Origin of the sequence: Bacillus cereus group sp. Bc010 (assembly GCF_027716745.1) — a bacterium.
Lineage (GTDB): Bacteria > Bacillota > Bacilli > Bacillales > Bacillaceae_G > Bacillus_A > Bacillus_A pacificus.
This window is the reverse complement of record NZ_JAQFUY010000018.1, coordinates 26,938-48,594: the sequence shown is the minus strand read 5'-3', so window position 1 is coordinate 48,594 and position 21,657 is coordinate 26,938. Positions and strand designations below refer to the sequence as shown.

Below are 21,657 nucleotides of genomic sequence, written 5' to 3'. Positions count from 1 at the left end.
TTATATGGAAGTTGTTATAAAGAAGAAACGAACTAGGGGTAAGAAAATTTTCATTTGGTCTAGTAGTACCGTTCTTTTATTAGTTATTTGTACAGCGATTTTTTAAACATATATACGCTGAAATCTGTGCCAAAGATAGATGGAACGATAAAACTAGAGGATTTACAACGTGCTGTTACGGTAAAGCGAGATAGTAAAGGAGTACCACATATTAAAGCGGAAAATGCACATGATTTATATTTTTCGCAAGGGTATGTACAAGCGCAAGATTGATTATTTCAAATGGATTTAAGTAGAAGGCAGGCTTCTGGGATGTTAAGTGAAGTTGTGGGGGAAGCAGCTGTTGATCGAGATAAGTTGTTTCGAACGCTCGGTTTACGGCGAGCAGCCGAAGCGTCTGTTAGTCAATATGATGGGGAGGCGAAAGATGCTCTGCAGTCATTTGCTGATGGGGTGAACGCTTTTATACGCGAGGCAAAAGAGGAAAAGAAATTGCCGGTCGAGTTTACTATATTAGGCTATGAACCTGCTGAATGGTCTATTGTTGATACGTTAACAATTGGAAAGTATATGGCGTTTGATTTAGGTGGACATTGGCATGGACAGGCATTTCGATATTGGGTGCTGAAAAATTTGCCGAAAGAGCAAGCAAATGAGTTATTTCCTACATATCCGAAAGATGCGCCTAGATTGCTAGCTGAACTCGAGAATACAAATGTGAATGTTGCACAAAGTTTTGCAAAAGCAATCATTCCACCAGAGTTTAATGGTAGTAATAACTGGGTTATAAGCGGTGAGAAGAGTGCGTCTGGTAAGCCAATTTTAGCGGATGATCCTCATTTATCACTTGCGACACCTTCTATTTGGTATCAATCGAAACTTGAGATGAAAGATTTACATGTGAGTGGCGTTATTTTCGCTGGCGTACCCGGGGTTATATTAGGACACAATGACAAAATAGCATGGGGCGTTACGAATACAGGTCCTGATGTGCAAGATTTATATATTGAGAAGAGAAATCCTAATAATGAAAATGAATTTCTGTATAACGATAAGTGGGAAAAAGCTACCGTTGTGGATAAATCTATTAAAGTAAAAGGCGGAAAGACAATACCGTATAACGTTACCGTTACGAGGCATGGTCCAGTCATTTCAGAGTTTGCGGATAAGGGGAAGAAGAAAACGAAAACCGTATTCGCTTTGAAATGGACTGCTTTGGAGCCTTCCGCTGAATTAAAGGCTGTATTAAATATGAATAAGGCGAAAGACTGGAATGAGTTTGAAACGGCTCTTCAAGATTTCCATACCCCAACTCAAAACTTTGTATTTGCATCAAACGACGGCACAATTGCTTATAAAGCAAATGGAAATATACCAGTGCGTAAAAAAGGTGATGGTAGTTTACCTGTTCCAGGATGGACAGATGAATATGAATGGGAAGGGTATATTCCGTATGATCAGCTTCCAAAAGTAATCAATCCAAAACAAGGGTTTATTTCAACTGCGAATAATAAAATTGTAGATGATAATTATCCGTATCATATTAGTAATACGTGGGCGCAGCCATATAGGCAAATGCGTATTCAAGAGTTTTTACAAGAGAAGGAAAAATATACAGTGAAAGATTTAGAAAAATTACAGATGGATCAAAAAAATTTATACGGGAAAGAGTTTGCTCCTATATTTTTAAAAGAGTTAAATAAAGCATCTTTAAATGAAGTAGAGAAAGAGGGCGTAAAACAATTAACGAAGTGGAATTTTTACGATAGTAAAGATGAAGCGGCACCGTTACTATTCCATTTGTTAATGAAAGAGATTTCAAATACGTTATTTTCAAAAGAAATACCGAAAGATGTGATGGAGTTATTTGAAGGGAAGTCACAAGTTGTGGATGAATTAATTCGAAAAGAAGTAGCAGGAGAAAATAGCGCTTGGTTTAAGAAATACGGGGGCTTCACAAAAGTTGTGCATACATCGTACGAGAATGTAATGAAGAAATTACAGAAGGAATATGGACCCGATGTTACAGAGTGGAAGTGGGGCGATTACCATCAACTTGCTTTTACACATCCAATCTCAAAATCATCTAGTATGTTAGCGTTACTAGCATTTAATCGTGAGAAACCAGTTCCAATTGGCGGAAGTCAAGTTACCGTTCAAGCGGCGAGTTACGGAGATAACGGTATTGTCAATCACGGAGCTTCTTGGCGATTCGTTATTGATACGAAAGATATGTCAAACGGTTATCATATTGTAGGACCAGGACAATCAGGACATTTTAGAAGTGATTGGTATCATGATCAAATAGATGATTGGGTAAATGGCACGTATCATACGACCACATTGAATACGGAGGGGATAGAAGGGAAGGTGTTAAATTTGGAGCCGAAGTGATAGAGTGTTTTTGTTTGTGGAGAGGACTAGTAATAATCTTTTTGATAATGAAATCTTATCATTTAGAACATAACCCAGTTCTTAAATCATTTTAACAGCCAGCCTACTATCATTTAATTGGATAGTAGGCTGTTTCCATCTTCGAAATACGCTGTAGCAACCTCTTCAGGATTACGATTATTTCTACATGCTGCAAGTACTGTAACTAATAAAGCCATTACAACTATTAACATGATCATTTCAGTTTTAAGGGAAATTAGTTAACAAAGACCAGATATTATTTGCAACAGAACTGTTCCTCTGTACCCCTTGTTTCATCATTTTTCTAGGCCATTCAACTTGACAAATGTTTTTTTATCAAACTACAATGAAAATCATTATCAATAATATAGGGAGGATATTTTTGTCAATAAATGAAAAACAATATATTTATAGGTTAATAACTAGATGTTGTTAAGTCGTATGTACTATTTTTAGTTTAGCGTTGCCCAGAATGTACACCAATTAATCTCACGAATTACAAGAAAACTATAATTGAAATGAGGCTTGCATTGTGAAGTTGGACGTGAATGAGTTAGCAGAGTATCTTGCCAATACTCCTTTCCGAGTAGAAGGAGTATATCGTTATGCTAAAAATCCAGGTGTGCCTTGTGCTGAGTCTACAGATTCTTTCCCAGGATTTGTATTTCCACTTACAGGGAAGACGCAATTTCAATTTAATGGTACGCCGTATATCCTTTCCCCAGGAAAAGTTATACATGGGGGTGCAAAAATGACATTAGCCCATAAAATGCTTGGTGAAATAAACTGGGAATATATTCTTGTTTTATATCGGATAAGCAATTCAGAACGAGAAGACTCTGGCTTTACTCATCAGCATTTTGAATTGTTAACAGGACAATCTCCTCGTCTTGTCGAATTACTTATGCGTCTTTGGGATGTGTATAATCAGCGAGGAGGCATTTCGATGTTTCAGACTGAAATGCTGTTTCGCGAAGCGTTGAATGAAGCTTTATTAAGTGTTGTCAATAGAGAAAACAACTATGAATCGCATACTTTATTCGAACGAATATCTAGTTACGTTCATAAATACTATTATAAAGATATTACAATAAATACGCTTACAGAACAAAATAATGTTAATCGAAATCGTCTTTCTTACGTGTTTAGAAAGCATGCAGGTATGGGGCCAGCAGAATATTTATTGAACTATCGTATAAAGATGGCTCAAAAAATGTTATGTACAAGTGGTGTACCTGTACAACAAATTGCGCAGGCTGTTGGAATCGCAGACCCTTTTTATTTTAGTAGAGTTTTCAAGAAGCGAGTTGGCATTTCGCCTACTAAATATCGCGAGAAGTTCATCAATAATCCATACTAATGTCAACAGAGGTCCATTCTTATTTGAAAATCACTGTTCTATACTTATGGAGAGTTAAAGGAAACATTAGATTGAAAGTACTTTCATTGAAATTACTCCTTTGTACTATCTGAATGAAAAGTTCTGGCCTGAGCATTTTCTTTTTAAGCGTAATAACGACTTTTTTACTTAGATTACTGTAATATAGCGGAAGTTGAAAATGAGGAGGGATCATTATCCATTACCAACCTATTAAACTAAATGACGAGTTATCTAAAATTAACGATTATTGGTATCCACAAGTGATTAGTGAAATGAATGACGATCAAATTCAGCTTTTTAAAGCTAATGGAGATTTTATATGGCATGAGCATCCTAATACAGATAAGCTATTTATTGTGCTTGAAGGGGAGATGTTCATCGATTTTCGTGATGGACAGGTGAAAATTTCTAAAGGCGAGATGTTTATTGTCCCGAGGGGCGTTGAGCATAAACCGTTCACTGAAAAGGAATCCCACATTATGTTGGTAGAGCCTAAAAGGGAAATGGATTGATAATCGTAAAAAGATAAAAAAGGAGCGGAAACCCGTTCCTTTTTTTATTTATCTTACTATTTTTGGAAACTTATTGTGAATAAAATGTGAATAAGGGATGAATAGCATTTTTATCAATAAAAATTTATTGGTTTTTTTGTGGAATATATATGAAACGTTGTATAAAATAATCAAGAAAGCCAAAAATTACAGGGGGAAAGTTGTGAAGAAAAATAAGAGTTTAATAAGTTTTTTAGGAGTGTTTATTATGCTGTTTTCTTTTTGTTTTCAAGGAAATGTACAGGCAGATGTAAATACTGTTCAATCTGGAAAAATTAAATCAGGAAATGTAACGGTATGGGAAGTTGGAAATGTAGCGAAAGTGTTAGCTGATGTAGAGCGCTTAAATTTAAATACAGTAAATGTACCAATTCAGGTAGATATTCCGAATGTGACTTCTACGAACATGGTAATTAATCAAGCGCAAAAGCAACAGGCTATTATTTTAATTCAAGAATTATTAAAGCGTAATATTCAAGTTATAGTAGAACCGTTCCCATATATTCAGCAAGGAAATGTTGGAGAAACGGAATGGAATCCAAGTAATATTAATGATTTCTTCTGGAATTGGAAAACGGTTATTTTGCAAGACATCTTTAACTCGATTACAAGTAAATACAATGTGTACGGGCTCAAGATTGCTTCTAATTTCGTGAATATGGAATATGCAGAAGGATATTGGAGCGATACAATTGATTTTGTTCGCCAGCAGTATAAAGGAAATGTTTTGTATCAAATGAATTGGTGGTTAACAGCAAGCTGGGATCCTTCATATGAAGCGAAGTTTGTTGAGAAAATAAATCGTCCGTATTTAAAGAAGGTAGACATTGTTAGTATCGATAGTTGGTTTGAAGTTTCGGAAAAAAGAAATCCATCATACGAAGAAGTGAAGCAAAGTTTATTTGCGACGACAGTGTATAACCGTGGACAAAATGTTGTTCAACAACTAGAACAATTACATAAAGCAACAGGAAAACCGGTTTATTTTGGCGGATTTAACGTTCCAGCGCGTGAACTAGGCTTGCAAAATCCGTGGAATCCAGATGTTTCTAATGTGTTTTCAAAAAACGTACAATTAAACGGATGGCGCGCTTACCGTGACGTATTAGAACCAAAGCCATATTTTAAAGGTTTTTCAATTTGGTTTATTGGTTCTAATGATAGTACGCATGCGTATCAAATACATAGTCAAGAAACGGCGGCAGTTATTAACGGCTGGTACCGAAAATAATTTTTATAAAATAGGTAAGTTTTAAAGTTTGGCACATATATTTCTAGTGAAAGGCCTTTCACCATCTTATCACCTAGGGGGCAATCATAATGAAATTTTTGTCTTACCTTACAGTAATTTTGGTGATTCTTGGCGGTTTGAATTGGTTATTTGTAGCGTTAGATTACAATGTAGTTGAGAAATGGTTTGGTTCTATGCCGGCGCTTGTGGACACTATTTATTGGCTCATTGGTCTTTCTGCAATTTATCAAATTTTTGATCGGTTCTTTACGGACAATTAGCAATTATACTTTATTACTAGAGTGTTAAGTACGATTATGTACTTAACACTTTTTTATGTGTTTATAAAAACATTGGCACTTGCAAGCGATTCCATTGCGTCTTACGCCGTAATAATAGAAAACAAATTGACCGTGTCTTGTATTGTGGGTTATAATTCAGAAAGTTTAAAAAATACCAAAATGAGAAATAGGGAGGTCATCCGGGTGATGGAAAGAGTGTATAATTTTTCAGCAGGACCATCAATACTCCCTTTGCCAGTTTTAGAGAAAGTGCAAAAGGAGCTAGTAAATTATAACGGGACAGGCATGTCTATTATGGAAATGAGTCATCGATCTTCTTATTTTCAAAGTATTATAGAGGAAGCGAGTAGCTTACTTCGTGAATTAATGAACATTCCTGATGAGTATGAAGTATTGTTTTTACAAGGCGGTGCGTCATTACAATTTTCTATGATACCGCTGAATGTAATGAATACGTATAAAAAAGCAGGATATATATTGACTGGCTCATGGTCTAAAAAGGCGATGCAAGAAGCTGAAAAAGTAGGAGAAGTGCAAGTGATTGCTTCTTCTGAAAATGAGAAGTTTACTACAATTCCTAAACTGGATGGTTTACTAGGCGATGAAAAACTAGATTATGTACATATTACAACGAACAATACAATTGAGGGAACGAAGTATGTGGACATTCCACATGTAGATAAAGTACCGCTCGTTGCGGATATGTCCTCAAATATTTTATCAGAACGATATGATGTTTCGAAGTTTGGTCTTATATATGCGGGAGCGCAAAAGAATTTAGGGCCAGCAGGCTTAACGATTGCAATTATAAAAAGAGATTTAATTGGGGGAGCAGATCGCTCTTGTCCTACGATGTTAAACTATGAAACTTACAGTAAAAATAACTCCTTATATAATACACCGCCGTCCTTTAGTATTTACGTAACGAAACTTGTACTAGAGTGGCTGAAAGAGCAAGGTGGAGTATCTGCGATTGAAGAACAAAATAAAATAAAATCTTCACTTCTTTACAATTTCTTAGATGAATCAAAATTGTTTACTTCACCAGTTGATCCTACGTATCGATCACTTATGAACATTCCGTTTACAACACCGTCAGAAGAGCTGAACAGTGAGTTTTTACAAAAAGCGAAAGAACGAGGACTTGTTACACTAAAAGGACATCGTTCAGTCGGTGGTATGCGCGCAAGTATTTACAATGCGATGCCAGCACACGGCGTACAGCAATTAGTAAATTATATGAAGGAATTTGAGCTTGAGAATAGATAGGGAGATGGGGATATGTTTCGTGTTCAAACGTTAAATCAAATTGCAGAAAAAGGTTTGCAAGTGCTTAGCGGAGAGCGCTATGAAGTAGGGGAGAGAATGGACCACCCAGACGGTATTTTACTTCGCAGCTATTCTTTACATCAAGAAGAATTTTCAAAAGATTTAAAGGCGATTGCCAGAGCTGGTGCTGGTGTAAATAATATTCCTGTCGAGCGATGTACAGAAAAAGGGATTGTAGTCTTTAATACGCCAGGGGCGAATGCTAATGCAGTAAAGGAACTTATTATCGCCAGTCTTATTATGTCTTCACGTAACATTATTAACGGAGTAAGCTGGACGAAAAATTTAGAAGGTGAAGAAGTACCGCAGCTTGTTGAATCAGGAAAAAAACAATTTGTTGGATCTGAAATTGCGGAAAAACGTCTAGGAGTTATCGGGCTTGGTGCAATAGGTGCTTTAGTTGCGAACGATGCGTTAGCTTTAGGGATGGACGTTGTCGGATATGACCCTTACATTTCAGTTGAAACAGCTTGGCGCCTTTCTACACATGTGCAAAGAGCATTTAGTTTAGATGAAATTTTTGCAACGTGTGATTATATTACACTGCATATTCCTCTTACGAATCAAACGAAGGGGATTATTGGTGAACACGCTGTAGAGAAGATGAAAAAAGGGATGCGTCTATTCAATTTTTCTAGAGGTGAACTTGTAGATGAAAAGGTTCTTCAAAAAGCGTTAGAAGAAGATGTTATTGCACATTACGTAACGGACTTCCCAAATGAAAATGTGATAAAGATGAAAAATGTAACTGCGACGCCTCACCTTGGTGCATCTACGTCTGAATCAGAAGAAAATTGTGCAGTCATGGCAGCGCGTCAATTACGTGAATATTTAGAGACAGGAAATATTCGTAACTCAGTCAACTATCCAAACGTAGAATTGCCGTATATCGGAAAGAAACGTATTACAATCATGCATCAAAACGTTCCGAACATGGTAGGACAAATTACAGGATGTTTAGCAGAACATCATATAAATATTGCGGATATGATTAATCGTAGTAAACATTCTTGGGCGTACACGATGATTGATATTGATAACGGAATTGATGATATAATAAAAGAGAACATTGTGGAAAATATAAGCAAAATTACAGGTGTTGTAGCCGTTCGAATGATTGTGTAAAGGAGAGAGGAACTTGGCAAAAATCCGACCGTTTCGGGCCATTCGTCCAGTAGAAGAAAAAGCAGCGGAAGTGGCAGCTTTACCGTATGACGTTTTAAATAGTGAAGAGGCAAGAGAGGTTGTAAAAGGGAATCCGTATTCTTTCTTACACGTTGATAAAGCAGAAATTGATTTAGACCCAGCGCTTTCACCGTACGATGATCGCGTATATGAAAAAGCGGGTGAAAATTTAAATCGATTGATACGAGAAGAAGTGTTCATTCAAGACGAAGAGCCAGCACTATATATTTATGAACTGACGATGCAAGGTAGAAAGCAGTCCGGTCTTGTCGTTTGTACGTCTATTGATGAGTATGAAGACGATACAATTAAAAAACATGAAAGAACGCGTCATGAAAAAGAACTAGATCGTATTCGTCACGTAGATGTATGTGACGCAAATACAGGTCCTATCTTTTTAACGTATCGTACAAAAGAAGAAGTGAAACGTTTCATCGCAAGCTGGAAAGAAGAACATGCGCCAATCTATACATTTACAGCAGAAGACGGCGTTAGGCATGTTGCTTGGAAAATAGCTGATGAAGAAGTAATTACAAGTTTAGTAAACTTATTTGAAGATATCCCTAACTTGTACATTGCAGACGGACACCACCGCTCCGCGTCAGCCGCAAAAGTAGGGCTCATGCGAAGAGAACAATATCCGAATTACACAGGAGAAGAAGAGTTTAATTTCTTCCTATCAGTTTTATTCCCTCATGATGAATTATCTATTTGGGACTATAACCGAGTTGTAAAAGATTTAAATGGATTATCAGAAGAACAGTTTTTAAAGCAAATCAAGCAATACTTCTATGTAGAAGAAGCATCTGTTTCTCCGTATAAACCAAATGAGCCAAAAACATTTGGTATGTATGTAAATGAGAAGTGGTATAAGCTCACAGTGAAAGAGGAAACGTTTGATGCGAATGATCTTGTGAAAGGTTTAGATGTATCTATTTTGCAAGATCACTTATTAAGCCAAGTACTTGAAATACATGATCCGCGATCTGATTCACGTATCGACTTTGTCGGAGGAATCCGCGGATTAGAAGAACTAGAACGCCTTGTAAATAGCGGTGCATATAAAGCGGCGTTCTCATTATATCCGACATCAATGGAATCTTTATTAGCAATCGCAGACGCTGGAGAAGTTATGCCGCCAAAATCAACGTGGTTTGAACCGAAACTGCGTAGTGGGTTATTTGTACATTCTTTAAAATAATGATAGACTTCATTAGTTTGAAAAACCGAAATGATTTTAGTTTCGGTTTTTCTTATTTTAAAAGAGTTAAGGACATTCCTAGTATTACAAGAAATGTCCTTTCCACTAATTTATAGGATGTTTTGCTAAAATTTAAACTCTAAAATTAGTTTACTAGTTTGACCTGTAAACTGATAATTATAGAATCCTCGTAGGTTTTCTAAGTTACCGGTAGCTTTAATAATTGTTCCTGGGGAATCTAAATTTCCTTTATCAAATATACCTTGCTCTATAGCTGTAAATGTTCCTTGTTGCCCTTTATAAATTCCTTCAAAGTGTAAAAAACCAGAAATTTTAGCAGTAGCTAAGTGACCATCATTTATATTTGAGTCTAAATAATATAATAAGTATTCAACAAAAGCTTTTCCTTTTAATTCCCCATCAATATCATATTCAACATGGGCAATATTAATAGGGAAATCTTTTTTGTATCATCAATTGGTTTTTCATCCCATTTACTTACTGTAAATGTTACTTCCATACACGTAATCTCCCTCCAATTATATACTTTTAAAAAGTATCCGTTCACATTCATATCTCATAGGAGTGATTTTATTCATTCCACGCCACTTTCTAAAATAGAGAACGATCCATTTCCACAATCAATTTCTGCCATTGCGCCGTAAGGTAAAATAAACTTCGGTTCAGTATGGCCAAAATTTAAATTATAAAGAATCGGCAAATCTTCTAAGTTATATTCTCTCATAACTTTCAGTATTTCATCTTTATATTCTTCATAGTATTGTTCATCTTTCGGTTTACCGAAAATGATACCTTTTGCTTTTTGCAGAATGCCTTGCGCTGCATAATTTCGTAACCAATACTTTATATAACTTGGTTCTGGATGATCTTCAGAAGTTTCAAAGAAGAGAATACTATCCTCCCAATGTTTTTTCTCAGGCCAAAGTTCCGTTCCTTTTGCAAATTCTAGTACTTCAATGCAACCACCAATTAAACGCCCTTGTACAGTAGTAGAGCCTTGAAGTAACTTATACCCGTTGTTTTGCTGCATCGTTCGTCTTGTATCCTTATTTATTTCGATCCATTCTAAACGCTCACTCGTCCATTCAGGAGCTGGTTGAATTTCGCCAATCACTTCATTGGAAAAGAGAGTTCGATTTACCATTTCAACCGTATATGGATCCATCTCTACATTTTCAGCAAAGTCGGTCAAAATTGCTGGACCGTAAAAAGAGGAAAGACCTGCTTTATGACAAAATAAATGTGAAATGGTAACGTCAGAGTATCCCATAAAAATTTTCGGATTTTCACGTATTGCATTAAAATCTATATAGGGAAGTAGGCGAATGCTATCTTGACCGCCAATATTAGCAATAATTGCTTTCACGCGCGTATCTTGAAATGCTGTCATTAAATCTTCCGCACGAGCCTGTGGGTTGTTATAAATGAATTCGCTACCTTTTAAACTATTCGGCATGGGAACAACCGTAAGACCGAAAACTTCTTCTAATCTCTTTACTCCTTGCTCATATCGCCATCTTATTTCAGAATCACCCGCGCCTCCCCATGAAGGACTTACTGTTGCTACAATATCACCTGGCTGTAATCTCTTTGGTTTTATTAACATATGAATTCCGCCTCTACATAATGTAATGAAATACGATTATACAAACCGTAGCATTGAAAAATATGATGCATGTCATTAGTTTCTTCATCATCAATCCGTTTACCTGCTGGGATTCAAGAATTCAATCTTAGTGTTGAATTGCATTTGAAAATTACAGTATGCAACATTGTATGAGAAAGAAAGTTGCTATTTTCTGCAATCTGTAACTGTAATGATTATAAGTTGGTCGTATTCAATCCGAAAAATAAAATCATCATGAATGGAGAGGTTACAGCTTTTTCTGAACAAGAAAGCTATCGCCTTTAGGCAGGGGAGGAAAGGGAGGTTGGATACGGAGTGTCACTAAAAATTGCAACGTTCATGGTACTTTAAGTGACCGAAGTATAGGTAGTTTCTTCGTTTTTTGTTGGGATTTTTTTTGGGTCATTCTTTAATTATTAAATAGAGAGGTAAAATAAAAATACACCTAATTAATAGGTGTATTTTTTAGACTTGAAAACCACATATGTATTGGAGATTTCTCTGGGGTACAGCGTATCATTACAGAAATCATGCGTATACATAATAGGTGCTATATTGAATGGTTTCCGAATAGATATGGAAATTGAAAACTAAATAAATTTCAATTTTGGTAACTTAAATACCTGTACCATGCTCAGAATTAGCAGGGGCGCCACCAGTATTGCCATGAGATTTAACTTTCGGAGCAGGGAAATGTGTATGCCCTTCTTGTTTAGGAGCTCCACCAGTGTCGCCGATGTTTAATGCAGGAGCGCCGCCAGTATGTCCCTCAGAAAAAGAAGGAGCAGGTGGAGAAGGGAAGTGAGCATGTCCAGCTTGATTTGTGAAACCTGCGTTTAAGCCAAATGCAGCAATACCCGTAAAAGCAATACCTATAGCGATTTTACCAATTGTTTTTTTCATTTCTTTAACCCTCTTTCATTTGATTTTTTTGCTACTGTACTATTAAAGAAGTATAAACTTGCTTTCTCATGTTGTTGTTTGTTATAAAACGCAAGAGCTAGTTTTTCAAGATATTCAGAAACGTAACTATATAAGGATTCTCTATTGAAGTATTCAATTCCTTTTAAAACAATCGGTTCAATTTGATCTAATTCATTTTGATTCGTGAAAACTTCTAATATAGCAAAGTGATGTTTATACTCTTCATTATCGAGTTCAGAAATAAGTTGTTTCCCTATTTTAATGTAGTGGTTTGCTTTGTCTACAAGTCCTAATTTTTCATGTTCTTGTGCAAGTAAGAATATAGCTTTGTAGTGAGAAGGGAGTTTTTCAATGACTTGTGTCAGATGACGAATTGCTTCTTCAGATAGATTCTGGCTTGCATATAGTAGTCCTAAATTACCACGAACAAAAAGCTGTAAGGATTCTTCATTTAATTTTTGAAGAATATCTAACGCTTTGTTATAACTTTCCTCAGCTTGTTCAAAATGTCCAACATCTGCATAAGAAGCACCAAGTACACTTAAACAGGAAGAAATATTTCTTTCACATCCGTGTTGCATTTCAAAAATTTCTAATGCTTTAGAAGCATTTACAATGGCAAAACTTGGTTGTTGTTGATGGTAATGATAAGTTGCAAATCGGTAATAGAAATCAGCTTGTTCAATTTGGCTGTGTCCAGATAAAAGCGCCTGTGCTTTTAAGAAATATTCGTCTGCTTCCTGATATTTATTGATAGCTGTTAAGTGAATCGCTTTATAATAATAATATAGATAAGATAAGTGTTTATCTTCTGTTTTTTCCTGGTCTTCTATGATTTGAAAACTATCTTTCGTGATTGATAGTCCATCTGTCAGAGCTGTATGTCGGAACTGCAGTAATGCGTAATATAACTGATAAAGTGGAATCGTTTCTGTTTCTTTCAAAAGCATTTCTTCATGTTCTTTTTTAGCTTCTTGAAACTGAATTTGTGCTTCCTTAACGTTTTGCGTTAAGATTGCATGGTACCAAGCTTCTAAATGTTTTGTTGTATATGTATGTCCCTTCAATGAAATGTTCATATTAGCCCCCTTGTATATTTTTTTATATAATTGTAACTATAATGGTAACACAATTAAAAGTAATTATATGGAATTTATTATTGATAAAAAATATTCAGAATTATATAGGTCGGTAAAACCTGTCAGTCCATGTGTTTTTATGAAGAAAAGGACACAATTGACTATAGAATCTTAATAAGATGATGCCACATGTACAATGCTAAAATAAAAGTTGAGAAAGTATGCATGAGGTGTGAATAGGGTAAGAAGGTAAAAATCCTAGCTACAATAGCTAGGATTTTTGTGTTAAATAGTCTCACCGTGAGCTTCTTGTTTAGGCGCAGGAAAATGTTCGTGCCCTTCAAGTTTCGGAGCAGGAGTATCGCCATGAGCATCTAATTTAGGAGCAGGAAAATCGCCATGCCCTTCAAGCTTCGGAGCAGGAGTATCGCCATGTCCTTCAAGCTTCGGAGCAGGAGTATCAGCATGGCTCTCAAGTTTCGGAGTCGGCGTATCACCAACATTTAAAGCAGGAGCGCCAGTATTACCATGCGCTTCTAACGTAGGAGCAAAGAAGTCAGCGTGACTCTCTTTTTTAGGAGCCATTCCTTCCCCATGAGTATTTGTATAAGAAGGAGCCCAAATGTCGCCATGTGAATCTAATTTCGAGCTTAAATCAGCATGTGTCTCTAGTTTAGGAGCAGCGAAATCAGCATGGCTTTCTAATTTCGGAGAAAAAGTTTCACCGTGCTCAGCTTTTACAACGCCGCCATCCCCAATATTTACACCAAAAAGACCAAAGCTAAACACTGATAACCCTACAACAGCTGTACTAATTTTTCTTTTCAATCTATCTCTCTCCTTTTTATTGTTTTATTTCATTTTGTCTAAACGTGGTAGATAAAATGAAACGAATCGTAAAAAAATTCCAAATATATTACGATATACGAATAATTCTGTGTAATATTTTGTAAAACCTCCTTGAAATTTGAATTTTATGAAAATAAAATTCGACATGGTTCATTATTCAACTAGTTGAATAAATTTTGATTGAGTTTTTATAAAGCTATTCGTTAACCTTAGGACCGAAAGTGGTTCTTAATTTCTTTATACCGTGGTCATAAGGTTATTTTAGCTTTGAATTAAATTAAAGCCCTCTTGCTGTATATTTAAAAATTACAGTATGCATCATTGCATAAGAAAGAGAGTTGCTATTTTCTATAACCTGTAACTATAATGGTTACAGGTTAGTCGTATCCAATCAAAAATAAAATCATCATGAATGGAGATGTTTCATAATGGGTATGAAAAAAATAATTTTAGCAGGTGCTTTAGGAATCGCAGCATTATCAGGAACGAATGTACCAGGATTAGAAGTAACAAAAGCGAGTGCAGCTTCTATTGAATCGAATCTCTCGACGTTAGAAGGACGAGTAGTAGAAGTAGATGATGGTGTAATTGTTGTAAAATCTAAGCAATACGAAGAACCTGTTAGTGTATATATAGATTCATTTTCAAATGTGAAAGTAGGAGATGAAGTAAAAGCTACTGGATCTATGATGCGTAATTTTACAGAATATATGGTTGCAACTGCAATTGAAAATACAACAAACAAGTTAGGTATGCACATGAAAGAAGATGGCTCACCTGATTATGTAATTGGGGAAGTATCAAAAGTAGGAACAGACGGTGCTACTAAATATGTTGTAGTTGAGTATCCATCGCTAAACGGGAAGAAAGTTATTATTGATGTTTTCTTAACAAAGGGACAAGTATTTCATACGAGTGAGAAAGTGAAAATTGATATGAATTATGTAGGCTGGGGTGGAAGTTCTATTAATTGGAACACAGTTGATCATATTGAAAAAGTTCATGAGGTAAAGAGCAACGTTGAAAATAATGATGATGTTTGGATTTGGTCTTAATTAGACGCCTGTAAATAATAAATGGATTATGCAGTACCTAGCAAATGGTCATACACATGACTATTTGCTAGGTGCTTTTTTGTTTTGTATTTTTTGAGAATAAGGGATTCCTAACTAGAATATGATGTTTAAATCGGAGCGAATTTAAAAAATACAATAATGAAAGAGGTGTTTACATATGGAGCGAGATGAGAATTATTTACGAGCTAAAAAAAGAGTGGAGAATTTAAAAGCGTTTTACATTCATTTAACGGTCTATATACTAGTGAACTTAATGCTTTTTTTCATAAATATAAGTTCTGATTCAAGTAAATTATGGTTTTTATATCCACTTGCAGGTTGGGGAATCGGAATTGTTATACACGCTTTGACAACTTTTCCAGTTGGCATATTCGGAAAAGAGTGGGAAGAACGAAAGATTAAAGAGTATATGGAGAAAGATAAGTAAATTTATGAATATAAACCTCTGTGAGCACACGCTTGATGCGAAGCCTATCCTATAGCTTCGCCTATTTGTTTTGTATTCGAAGTTTGTGCGATTGAGAGTGTTCCTATTCACTTTTCAGCGTAAATAGCATACGAAATCAAAACTTTACTTGTAGTACATAATAAATACAGTTGTTACCCTTTTTAAATTTCATGTAGATATAGAATAAAGTTGATGTATCATCCTATATGAAAATAAAAATAAACTACTGTTCGATTTGAATATTCCACGATATAATGGTGAGAGTTTATATCTGAAGAAATATTTGCATAAGAAGTGAGGTACTATATGAAAAAAAGAACGACAGACATTATTTTTATTATTATTGGTGCATTCCTTTTTGCTTTAGGTGTCAATTTGTTTGTTATCCCGAATGAATTCGGTGAAGGCGGGGTAACAGGGATCACGATTATTACGTACTACTTATTTGAGTGGTCACCAGGTTTAGTCAATTTAATTTTAAATGCGATTTTGTTAATAGTTGGTTATAAATTTTTAAATAAGATTACAACAATTTATACGATTATTGCTGTAGTTACGAACTCGCTATTCCTTCATTTAACAGAAGGATGGACGATTGCTTCTGATGAAATGCTCGTAAATGCCATTTTCGGTGGAATATTTATCGGGTGCGGGATTGGTCTTATCATTCGCGTTGGTGGAACGACAGCAGGTACTACCATCTTAGCGCGGATGACGCATAAATATTTAGGATGGAGCATTAGCTATGGTCTACTGTTCTTCGATTTAATCGTTGCGTTTTCATCTTATTTCATCATTGGTGCAGAAAAACTGATGCTGACAATTATTATGTTATATGTAGGAACGAAAGTAATGGAATTTGTAATTGAAGGGTTAAATCCAAAAAAGGCCATTACGATTATTTCGGATAAACCGGATGAAATTGCTGGGAAGGTAACTTCTTTAATGGGCAGAGGGGTTACTGTGTATTCAGGTCATGGTTATTACACGAAAACGCCGAAGGACATTCTTTATGTTGTTATTAATAAGCAAGAAGTAGTGAAGCTAAAGCGAATTGTTCAAACTACAGATCCGGCTGCGTTCATTGCTATACATGATGTTCGTGACGTATTTGGAGAAGGATTCGTTGATATTTCGAAGGCTTAAAAATTACTTTTCATTAAAATAATCTTAATACTAAAACGTGAGAATCTATTTTGAATCGTCTGTTTTCAAAATAGATTCTTTTTTATTAAACACCATTCACTTTCAGTTCGAACTTTTACATTTTAAAGAAAACTGCCGATAGAACGTTCCAGTCTGTTCTTTAATTTTGAAATGTGAGAGTTGAATAACAATGGATTATATGTGATTTTTTAATCTACTCCCCATGAGTTCCGCCATTTGTTTTGCATCTGGATTTTCTTCATCGTACAATTTCTCAATAATGTTAATATAATCCGTCTCATTTCGATTTTGGCTTAATTTATATGCAGCCTGAATGTCTTCCACCTTAATTTTAAATCCAATTATACCTTTCAGTTCATTTTCTAAGAGAGTGGGGGAAAGTTTATCCCATAATACTGGATTTTCACGATGCTCTTCATATTTTTTCAGCATTGTTGTTAATTCATCTATTAATTCCTCTTTATCTAAAATACTTGCTTTACCATATATATGGACAGCTTGATAATTCCATGTTGGAACTTCTTCATTTTCATACCAAGAAGAAGAGATATAAGAGTGCGGTCCCTGAAACATTACAAGAACATCCTCACAAGTTTCAAATGTTCTCCACTGGGGGTTCCCATAAGCCATATGTCCAGTAATAAAATAATCATCACCTTGTTTAGTTAACCCAAAAGGTAAATGAGTTGCGATTGGTTTCTCTTTTTTGGTTGTGACGATTGTTCCAAAAGAGTTTTTTTGAACAAACTCCCAAATTTCATCAACATTTGTGACTTTAAAATATTTTGGAATATACATAATAGCCCACCTCTCAAAAAAGTTATATGAGTGTTTTAATCATTATAAGGTCAACTTGTTCGTCATCTCCCATATAAAAGGAGTGAGAGCCAGCTTGTACAAAACCTAACTTCTTATAAAAAGCAATAGCATTTTCATTTTTCTCCCATACGCCTAGCCAAATATTCTTTTTATTATTTGCTATTGCAATTTCCATAGCGTTATTTAGTAGATATTTGCCAAGACCATGTTTTTGAAAGGAGCTCTTTATATAAATTCTCTCGATTTCAAGTGATTCATCGCCCATTTCTTCAGACTGAGCATCATCAGTATTGATCTTCAGATACCCAGCAATTGCATCGTTGAAGTAGACAAAAAAGAATTGAGAAGAGATATTGGATAATTCTTTTTCTAATTGCTTTAAGTTAAATGCCTTTTCCAAATAATGATGCATATTTTCGGGTGAATTCTGATGTTTAAAAGTCTCATTAAATGTTTCATAACTAATTTCTTGAAGTCTGTGTATATCTTTAAGGGTGCACTTTTCTATATGTGTAGTCATTTGAATAGTTAGCTCCTTTATATAATCAATAATTTCTCTTATGTCCCTTTTTTACAAATTCCCAATCTTTTTCTATATTTTTTCTTACTCTTTGAAGAAGATTAGAAATAGTTTCCGCTTCTGTTTCCGAAAATCCTTCTAATGCAACAGTATTGGAATAATCATTTTCTCTTTTAATAAAAGGATAGACGTTTTTTCCTTTTTCTGTTGGAAAAAGTTTTTTGATTTTTTTGTTAGATTCATCTTCTTTCTTTTCGATAAATCCATTGATTTCAAGCTTTTTGATGGCACGGGCTGCGGTTGTACGATCTACTTTTATCATCTCAGATAGCTTTTCTTGAATGATTCCTGGGTTTTCACATATTCGCACAAGGTACAAATACTGACCTTTTGTAAGCTCATATTCTTTAAATTCTATATTACTAATAGAATCTAATGCCCTTGCAATCATGCCAATTTCACGAAGAATTTCTTTCATAATGAACTCCTCATCTTTCTTTTTTATTGCAAATGCAACAATTTGAAGTTACATTTAATATAAAATATTTTTATTGTAAATGCAACAAAAATGACGATGAAGAGGCTGATTAAAATGAAGTATGTTTTTTATGTATTAGGAATTTTAATATTAACCCTTGGTATTTCTTTCACAATACAATCAGATCTTGGTACTTCACCTTTTGATGCACTTTTAGTAGGACTTTCTTTAAATGTGGGGCTTACTGTGGGAAGCTGGGAAATAATAATAGCTTTATTATTAATATGTTGTAATTCGATATTAAAAAGACAAAGACCAGAAGTACTAGGGTTGTTAACAGCATTCATAACGGGCATTGGTATTGATGTGTGGCTATTTTTATTATGCAATCTAATTACACCTGAAATATGGCACAGTAAAATGATTTATTTTGGAATCGGATTAGTTATTACAGGATTAGGAACTGCAATATATTTACAGACAAATTTTGCTCCCATTCCAATTGACCGATTAACTTTAATCATACAAGAATTAACGAGAACGAATATCTTTATATCAAGAACATTTATTTATCTTATATTCTTAATAATGGCAACGATTTTACATGGACCAATTGGTGTTGGAACTATATTAACTGTTTGTTTAGGTGGGCTATTACTGAATTTATTTATGCCACTTACTAAAAAAGTAATAAATCACTTATTCGTACACCAGAGTACTTCATCAAATTATAAGAAAAATAAAGCAGCTGACCACAATGATAAGAAACGTATCTTCTAAGGAATCCTTTTCTTTTTCTTGCAAAAAAACCAATTGTTTCTTAATGTAGTGATGTAGAAGGATGAACGAGAGAGGGTTTAATGAAGATGATACATATTTTATTAGCTGATGATGATAAGCATATTAGAGAATTATTGCATTACCATTTACAAAAAGAGGGGTTTACAGTTTTTGAAGCGGAAGACGGAAAGGTAGCGCAAGAAGTACTAGAGAAGGAAAATATTCATCTTGCGATCGTGGACATTATGATGCCGTTCGTTGATGGCTATACGTTATGTGAAGAAATTCGGAAGTATCATGATATTCCTGTTATTTTATTAACAGCAAAGGATCAGTTAGTCGATAAAGAGAAAGGATTCATTTCTGGTACGGACGATTATATCGTAAAACCATTTGAACCAGCTGAAGTCATTTTCCGTATGAAAGCTTTATTACGCCGTTATCAAATGCTGAGCGCTGACATAATTACACTCCATGGAACGACAATTGATCGTAAAGGTGTTGAAGTGAAGTGTAACGGCCAGACGATTTTACTTCCATTAAAGGAATTTGAATTATTATCACAACTAGCTAGTTATCCTGGGAGAACATTTTCAAGAGAAGAGTTAATTGAACTAGTATGGGGAATGGATTTTGAAGGGGATGAACGGACAGTTGATGTTCATGTGAAGCGACTAAGAGATCGTTTCTCAAAACGAACGGATGATTTTCAAATTACGACAGTGCGCGGACTCGGTTATAAGTTGGAGCTGAAATAAGATGAAATCACTATATTCTAGATTTGTATTTATGACAGTCGGTATTATGCTACTTAGTAGTATTATCGGCTTTTTATTAACAAACGTATATTATCAAGTGAAGTTAAAGCCATATAACAGTGAAAAGATTTTAAAGTATGCGGAAGAAGTTAAGTCATTATATGAAAAGCAAAGCGAAGAAAATCAAGAGGCGTACTTACAATCTATTGCGAAGTTAGGGTATGAAATTTATATTGTCGATGATCAAAAGAATGGAAAGCGTATCGGCAATGCGTTTCGTAAGACGTCTATTAGTGATGATACCGTTCATAAAGTATTGCAAGGTGAAACGTTTAATGGTGTTTCTACATATCCGACTCGCCTATTTATTACTGGTTTTTTCGATAATGAATTAATAAATAGTGTTGGTGTCCCGGTAAAACACGGTGATAAACAGTACGCTTTATTTATTCGTCCTGACATTCAGAACCAATTTGGCGAAATGCGAATTTTCTTAGCGGTATTACTTGGGTTTATCGTACTATTAAGTATTATCTTTATAGCGATTGCAGCAGGTTACATCGTTCGTCCGATTCGTAAATTTACGAAGGCTACGCAAAAAATTGCGAGTGGTGAATATGAAATCGAATTAGATGTAAAACGAAAAGATGAAATAGGAACGTTATCTACAAGCTTCCAAAAGATGACGAAAAGTATAAAAGAATTAGATGAAATGAGACAAGAATTTGTTTCGAACGTTTCACATGAATTCCAGTCGCCGCTTTCTTCTATACAAGGTTTTTCGAAAACGTTGCAAACAGAAAAGATGAGCGTGGAAGAAAGAAATCATTACTTACAAATTATTGAAGGTGAAAGTAAGCGAATGTCTAGTTTATGTAAACAGTTACTTACGCTCGCTTCATTAGATAAAGAAGAGAAAGTGTTACAAATAAAAGAATTCAATTTGCAGAAGCAAATTAAAGACGTCATTTTTATGCTCGAATGGAAATGGCGTGAAAAAGATATCGCCGTTGAATTTGATGTGCCGGATATCGTCATAAAAGGTGACGAAAACCTTCTTCATCAAGTATGGAGTAACATTTTCACGAATAGCATTAAGTTTTCAAACGATGGTGGGACCATTGAGTTTTTTGTCGAAGAGTTAGAGTCTAGCGTTATAATCTCTATATCCGATAACGGAATCGGTATGGAACAAGAAGAAATGGATCGTATTTTTGATCGTTTTTACAAGGTGGATACAGCAAGGGCAAGAAATGTAGAAGGTAGCGGTTTAGGATTATCGATCGTGCAAAAGATTGTGGAACTGCATAACGGAAACGTTTCAGTTTATAGCACGAAAGGGGAAGGGACGACCGTTCGGGTGGAACTTCCTAAATAGATGGAAGAGGCTGTTTGGAAACGGCCTCTTCTTTTTGTCGTTTTTTGTCGGTAAGTCGATATAATCGAAAAATCGCTGATATAATTCGAGTTGCGCCGATATATTGTGAAAATCGCCGATATAATTCGAGTTGCGCTG

20 protein-coding genes and 2 pseudogenes are annotated in these 21,657 nt (G+C 35.1%); 14 read left to right on the top strand and 8 right to left on the bottom strand.

Annotated elements, in window-relative coordinates:
• Positions 1-4 precede the first annotated feature (4 nt).
• The 8 genes and pseudogenes from PDQ68_RS18635 to PDQ68_RS18600 all read left to right on the top strand — a co-directional run bounded on the left by PDQ68_RS18635 (position 5) and on the right by PDQ68_RS18600 (position 9,595).
• Positions 5-2,394 (top strand): annotated as a pseudogene (locus PDQ68_RS18635) (penicillin acylase family protein).
• A 553-nt stretch (positions 2,395-2,947) separates the two neighbouring features.
• Positions 2,948-3,775, top strand: coding sequence for a helix-turn-helix transcriptional regulator (locus PDQ68_RS18630; RefSeq protein WP_000762809.1), 828 nt, complete (start codon positions 2,948-2,950; stop codon positions 3,773-3,775).
• Between the two features lie 293 nt (positions 3,776-4,068).
• Positions 4,069-4,308 (top strand): cupin domain-containing protein, encoded by a 240-nt coding sequence (locus PDQ68_RS18625; RefSeq protein ID WP_000997182.1) that lies wholly within the window; start codon positions 4,069-4,071, stop codon positions 4,306-4,308.
• 202 nt (positions 4,309-4,510) lie between these two features.
• The gene (locus PDQ68_RS18620) at positions 4,511-5,578 is read left to right on the top strand and encodes a glycoside hydrolase family 113 (protein WP_048556815.1); all 1,068 of its coding nucleotides are present in this window, start codon (positions 4,511-4,513) and stop codon (positions 5,576-5,578) included.
• An 89-nt stretch (positions 5,579-5,667) separates the two neighbouring features.
• The gene (locus PDQ68_RS18615; protein ID WP_000670803.1) at positions 5,668-5,859 is read left to right on the top strand and encodes a DUF378 domain-containing protein; all 192 of its coding nucleotides are present in this window, start codon (positions 5,668-5,670) and stop codon (positions 5,857-5,859) included.
• Positions 5,860-6,066: 207 nt separating this feature from the next.
• Positions 6,067-7,149 carry a 3-phosphoserine/phosphohydroxythreonine transaminase gene (gene serC, locus PDQ68_RS18610; RefSeq protein WP_061130605.1) on the top strand — a complete coding sequence of 361 codons (1,083 nt, stop codon included), beginning with the start codon at positions 6,067-6,069 and terminating at the stop codon, positions 7,147-7,149.
• A 12-nt stretch (positions 7,150-7,161) separates the two neighbouring features.
• On the top strand, positions 7,162-8,334 hold the full coding sequence (locus PDQ68_RS18605; protein ID WP_061182953.1) for a 3-phosphoglycerate dehydrogenase family protein: 1,173 nt from the start codon (positions 7,162-7,164) through the stop codon (positions 8,332-8,334).
• Between the two features lie 13 nt (positions 8,335-8,347).
• Positions 8,348-9,595, top strand: coding sequence for a DUF1015 domain-containing protein (locus PDQ68_RS18600; RefSeq protein WP_061182954.1), 1,248 nt, complete (start codon positions 8,348-8,350; stop codon positions 9,593-9,595).
• Between the two features lie 125 nt (positions 9,596-9,720).
• On the opposite strand, the pseudogene PDQ68_RS18595 reads toward PDQ68_RS18600, so the two are convergent.
• The 5 genes and pseudogenes from PDQ68_RS18595 to PDQ68_RS18575 form a co-directional block, all read right to left on the bottom strand.
• A pseudogene (locus tag PDQ68_RS18595) lies at positions 9,721-10,115 on the bottom strand (DUF3224 domain-containing protein).
• 75 nt (positions 10,116-10,190) lie between these two features.
• Positions 10,191-11,222 carry a S66 family peptidase gene (locus tag PDQ68_RS18590; RefSeq protein WP_061182955.1) on the bottom strand — a complete coding sequence of 344 codons (1,032 nt, stop codon included), beginning with the start codon at positions 11,220-11,222 and terminating at the stop codon, positions 10,191-10,193.
• Positions 11,223-11,858: 636 nt separating this feature from the next.
• On the bottom strand, positions 11,859-12,146 hold the full coding sequence (locus PDQ68_RS18585) for a hypothetical protein (protein ID WP_016717998.1): 288 nt from the start codon (positions 12,144-12,146) through the stop codon (positions 11,859-11,861).
• The gene (locus tag PDQ68_RS18580; protein ID WP_061182956.1) at positions 12,143-13,246 is read right to left on the bottom strand and encodes a tetratricopeptide repeat protein; all 1,104 of its coding nucleotides are present in this window, start codon (positions 13,244-13,246) and stop codon (positions 12,143-12,145) included. Before PDQ68_RS18580 ends, PDQ68_RS18585 begins: the two co-directional genes overlap by 4 nt.
• A gap of 285 nt (positions 13,247-13,531) precedes the next feature.
• Entirely contained in the window at positions 13,532-14,074 is a 543-nt protein-coding gene (locus PDQ68_RS18575; protein ID WP_061182957.1) for a hypothetical protein, read from the bottom strand.
• A gap of 449 nt (positions 14,075-14,523) precedes the next feature.
• Here PDQ68_RS18575 and PDQ68_RS18570 point away from each other — a divergent pair, with 449 nt between their 5' ends.
• From PDQ68_RS18570 to PDQ68_RS18560, 3 genes are all read left to right on the top strand, one after another.
• Complete coding sequence (locus tag PDQ68_RS18570) at positions 14,524-15,150, top strand: ATP F0F1 synthase subunit alpha (RefSeq protein WP_061182958.1); 627 nt, start codon at positions 14,524-14,526, stop codon at positions 15,148-15,150.
• A 178-nt stretch (positions 15,151-15,328) separates the two neighbouring features.
• The gene (locus PDQ68_RS18565) at positions 15,329-15,598 is read left to right on the top strand and encodes a 2TM domain-containing protein (protein WP_000438993.1); all 270 of its coding nucleotides are present in this window, start codon (positions 15,329-15,331) and stop codon (positions 15,596-15,598) included.
• Positions 15,599-15,925: 327 nt separating this feature from the next.
• On the top strand, positions 15,926-16,765 hold the full coding sequence (locus PDQ68_RS18560) for a YitT family protein (RefSeq protein ID WP_000747495.1): 840 nt from the start codon (positions 15,926-15,928) through the stop codon (positions 16,763-16,765).
• A gap of 195 nt (positions 16,766-16,960) precedes the next feature.
• Here the strand turns inward: PDQ68_RS18560 and paiB are convergent, their stop codons facing one another.
• Genes paiB through PDQ68_RS18545 form a run of 3 tightly spaced genes read right to left on the bottom strand, consistent with a single transcriptional unit; the run spans position 16,961 to position 18,603 of the window.
• The gene (paiB, locus tag PDQ68_RS18555; RefSeq protein WP_000275832.1) at positions 16,961-17,584 is read right to left on the bottom strand and encodes a protease synthase/sporulation negative transcriptional regulator PaiB; all 624 of its coding nucleotides are present in this window, start codon (positions 17,582-17,584) and stop codon (positions 16,961-16,963) included.
• Positions 17,585-17,606: 22 nt separating this feature from the next.
• Positions 17,607-18,125, bottom strand: a complete 519-nt coding sequence (gene paiA, locus PDQ68_RS18550; protein ID WP_061182978.1) for a spermidine/spermine N(1)-acetyltransferase — start codon at positions 18,123-18,125, stop codon at positions 17,607-17,609.
• 25 nt (positions 18,126-18,150) lie between these two features.
• Complete coding sequence (locus PDQ68_RS18545) at positions 18,151-18,603, bottom strand: MarR family winged helix-turn-helix transcriptional regulator (RefSeq protein WP_016717991.1); 453 nt, start codon at positions 18,601-18,603, stop codon at positions 18,151-18,153.
• Between the two features lie 114 nt (positions 18,604-18,717).
• Between PDQ68_RS18545 and PDQ68_RS18540 the strand changes: the two genes are divergently transcribed.
• The 3 genes from PDQ68_RS18540 (at position 18,718) to PDQ68_RS18530 (ending at position 21,519) form a co-directional block, all read left to right on the top strand.
• Positions 18,718-19,383 carry a YczE/YyaS/YitT family protein gene (locus tag PDQ68_RS18540; RefSeq protein ID WP_270786913.1) on the top strand — a complete coding sequence of 222 codons (666 nt, stop codon included), beginning with the start codon at positions 18,718-18,720 and terminating at the stop codon, positions 19,381-19,383.
• A gap of 80 nt (positions 19,384-19,463) precedes the next feature.
• Positions 19,464-20,141, top strand: coding sequence for a response regulator transcription factor (locus PDQ68_RS18535; RefSeq protein WP_000781974.1), 678 nt, complete (start codon positions 19,464-19,466; stop codon positions 20,139-20,141).
• A 1-nt stretch (position 20,142) separates the two neighbouring features.
• On the top strand, positions 20,143-21,519 hold the full coding sequence (locus PDQ68_RS18530) for a sensor histidine kinase (protein WP_061182976.1): 1,377 nt from the start codon (positions 20,143-20,145) through the stop codon (positions 21,517-21,519).
• The last annotated feature ends 138 nt before the right edge of the window (positions 21,520-21,657 follow it).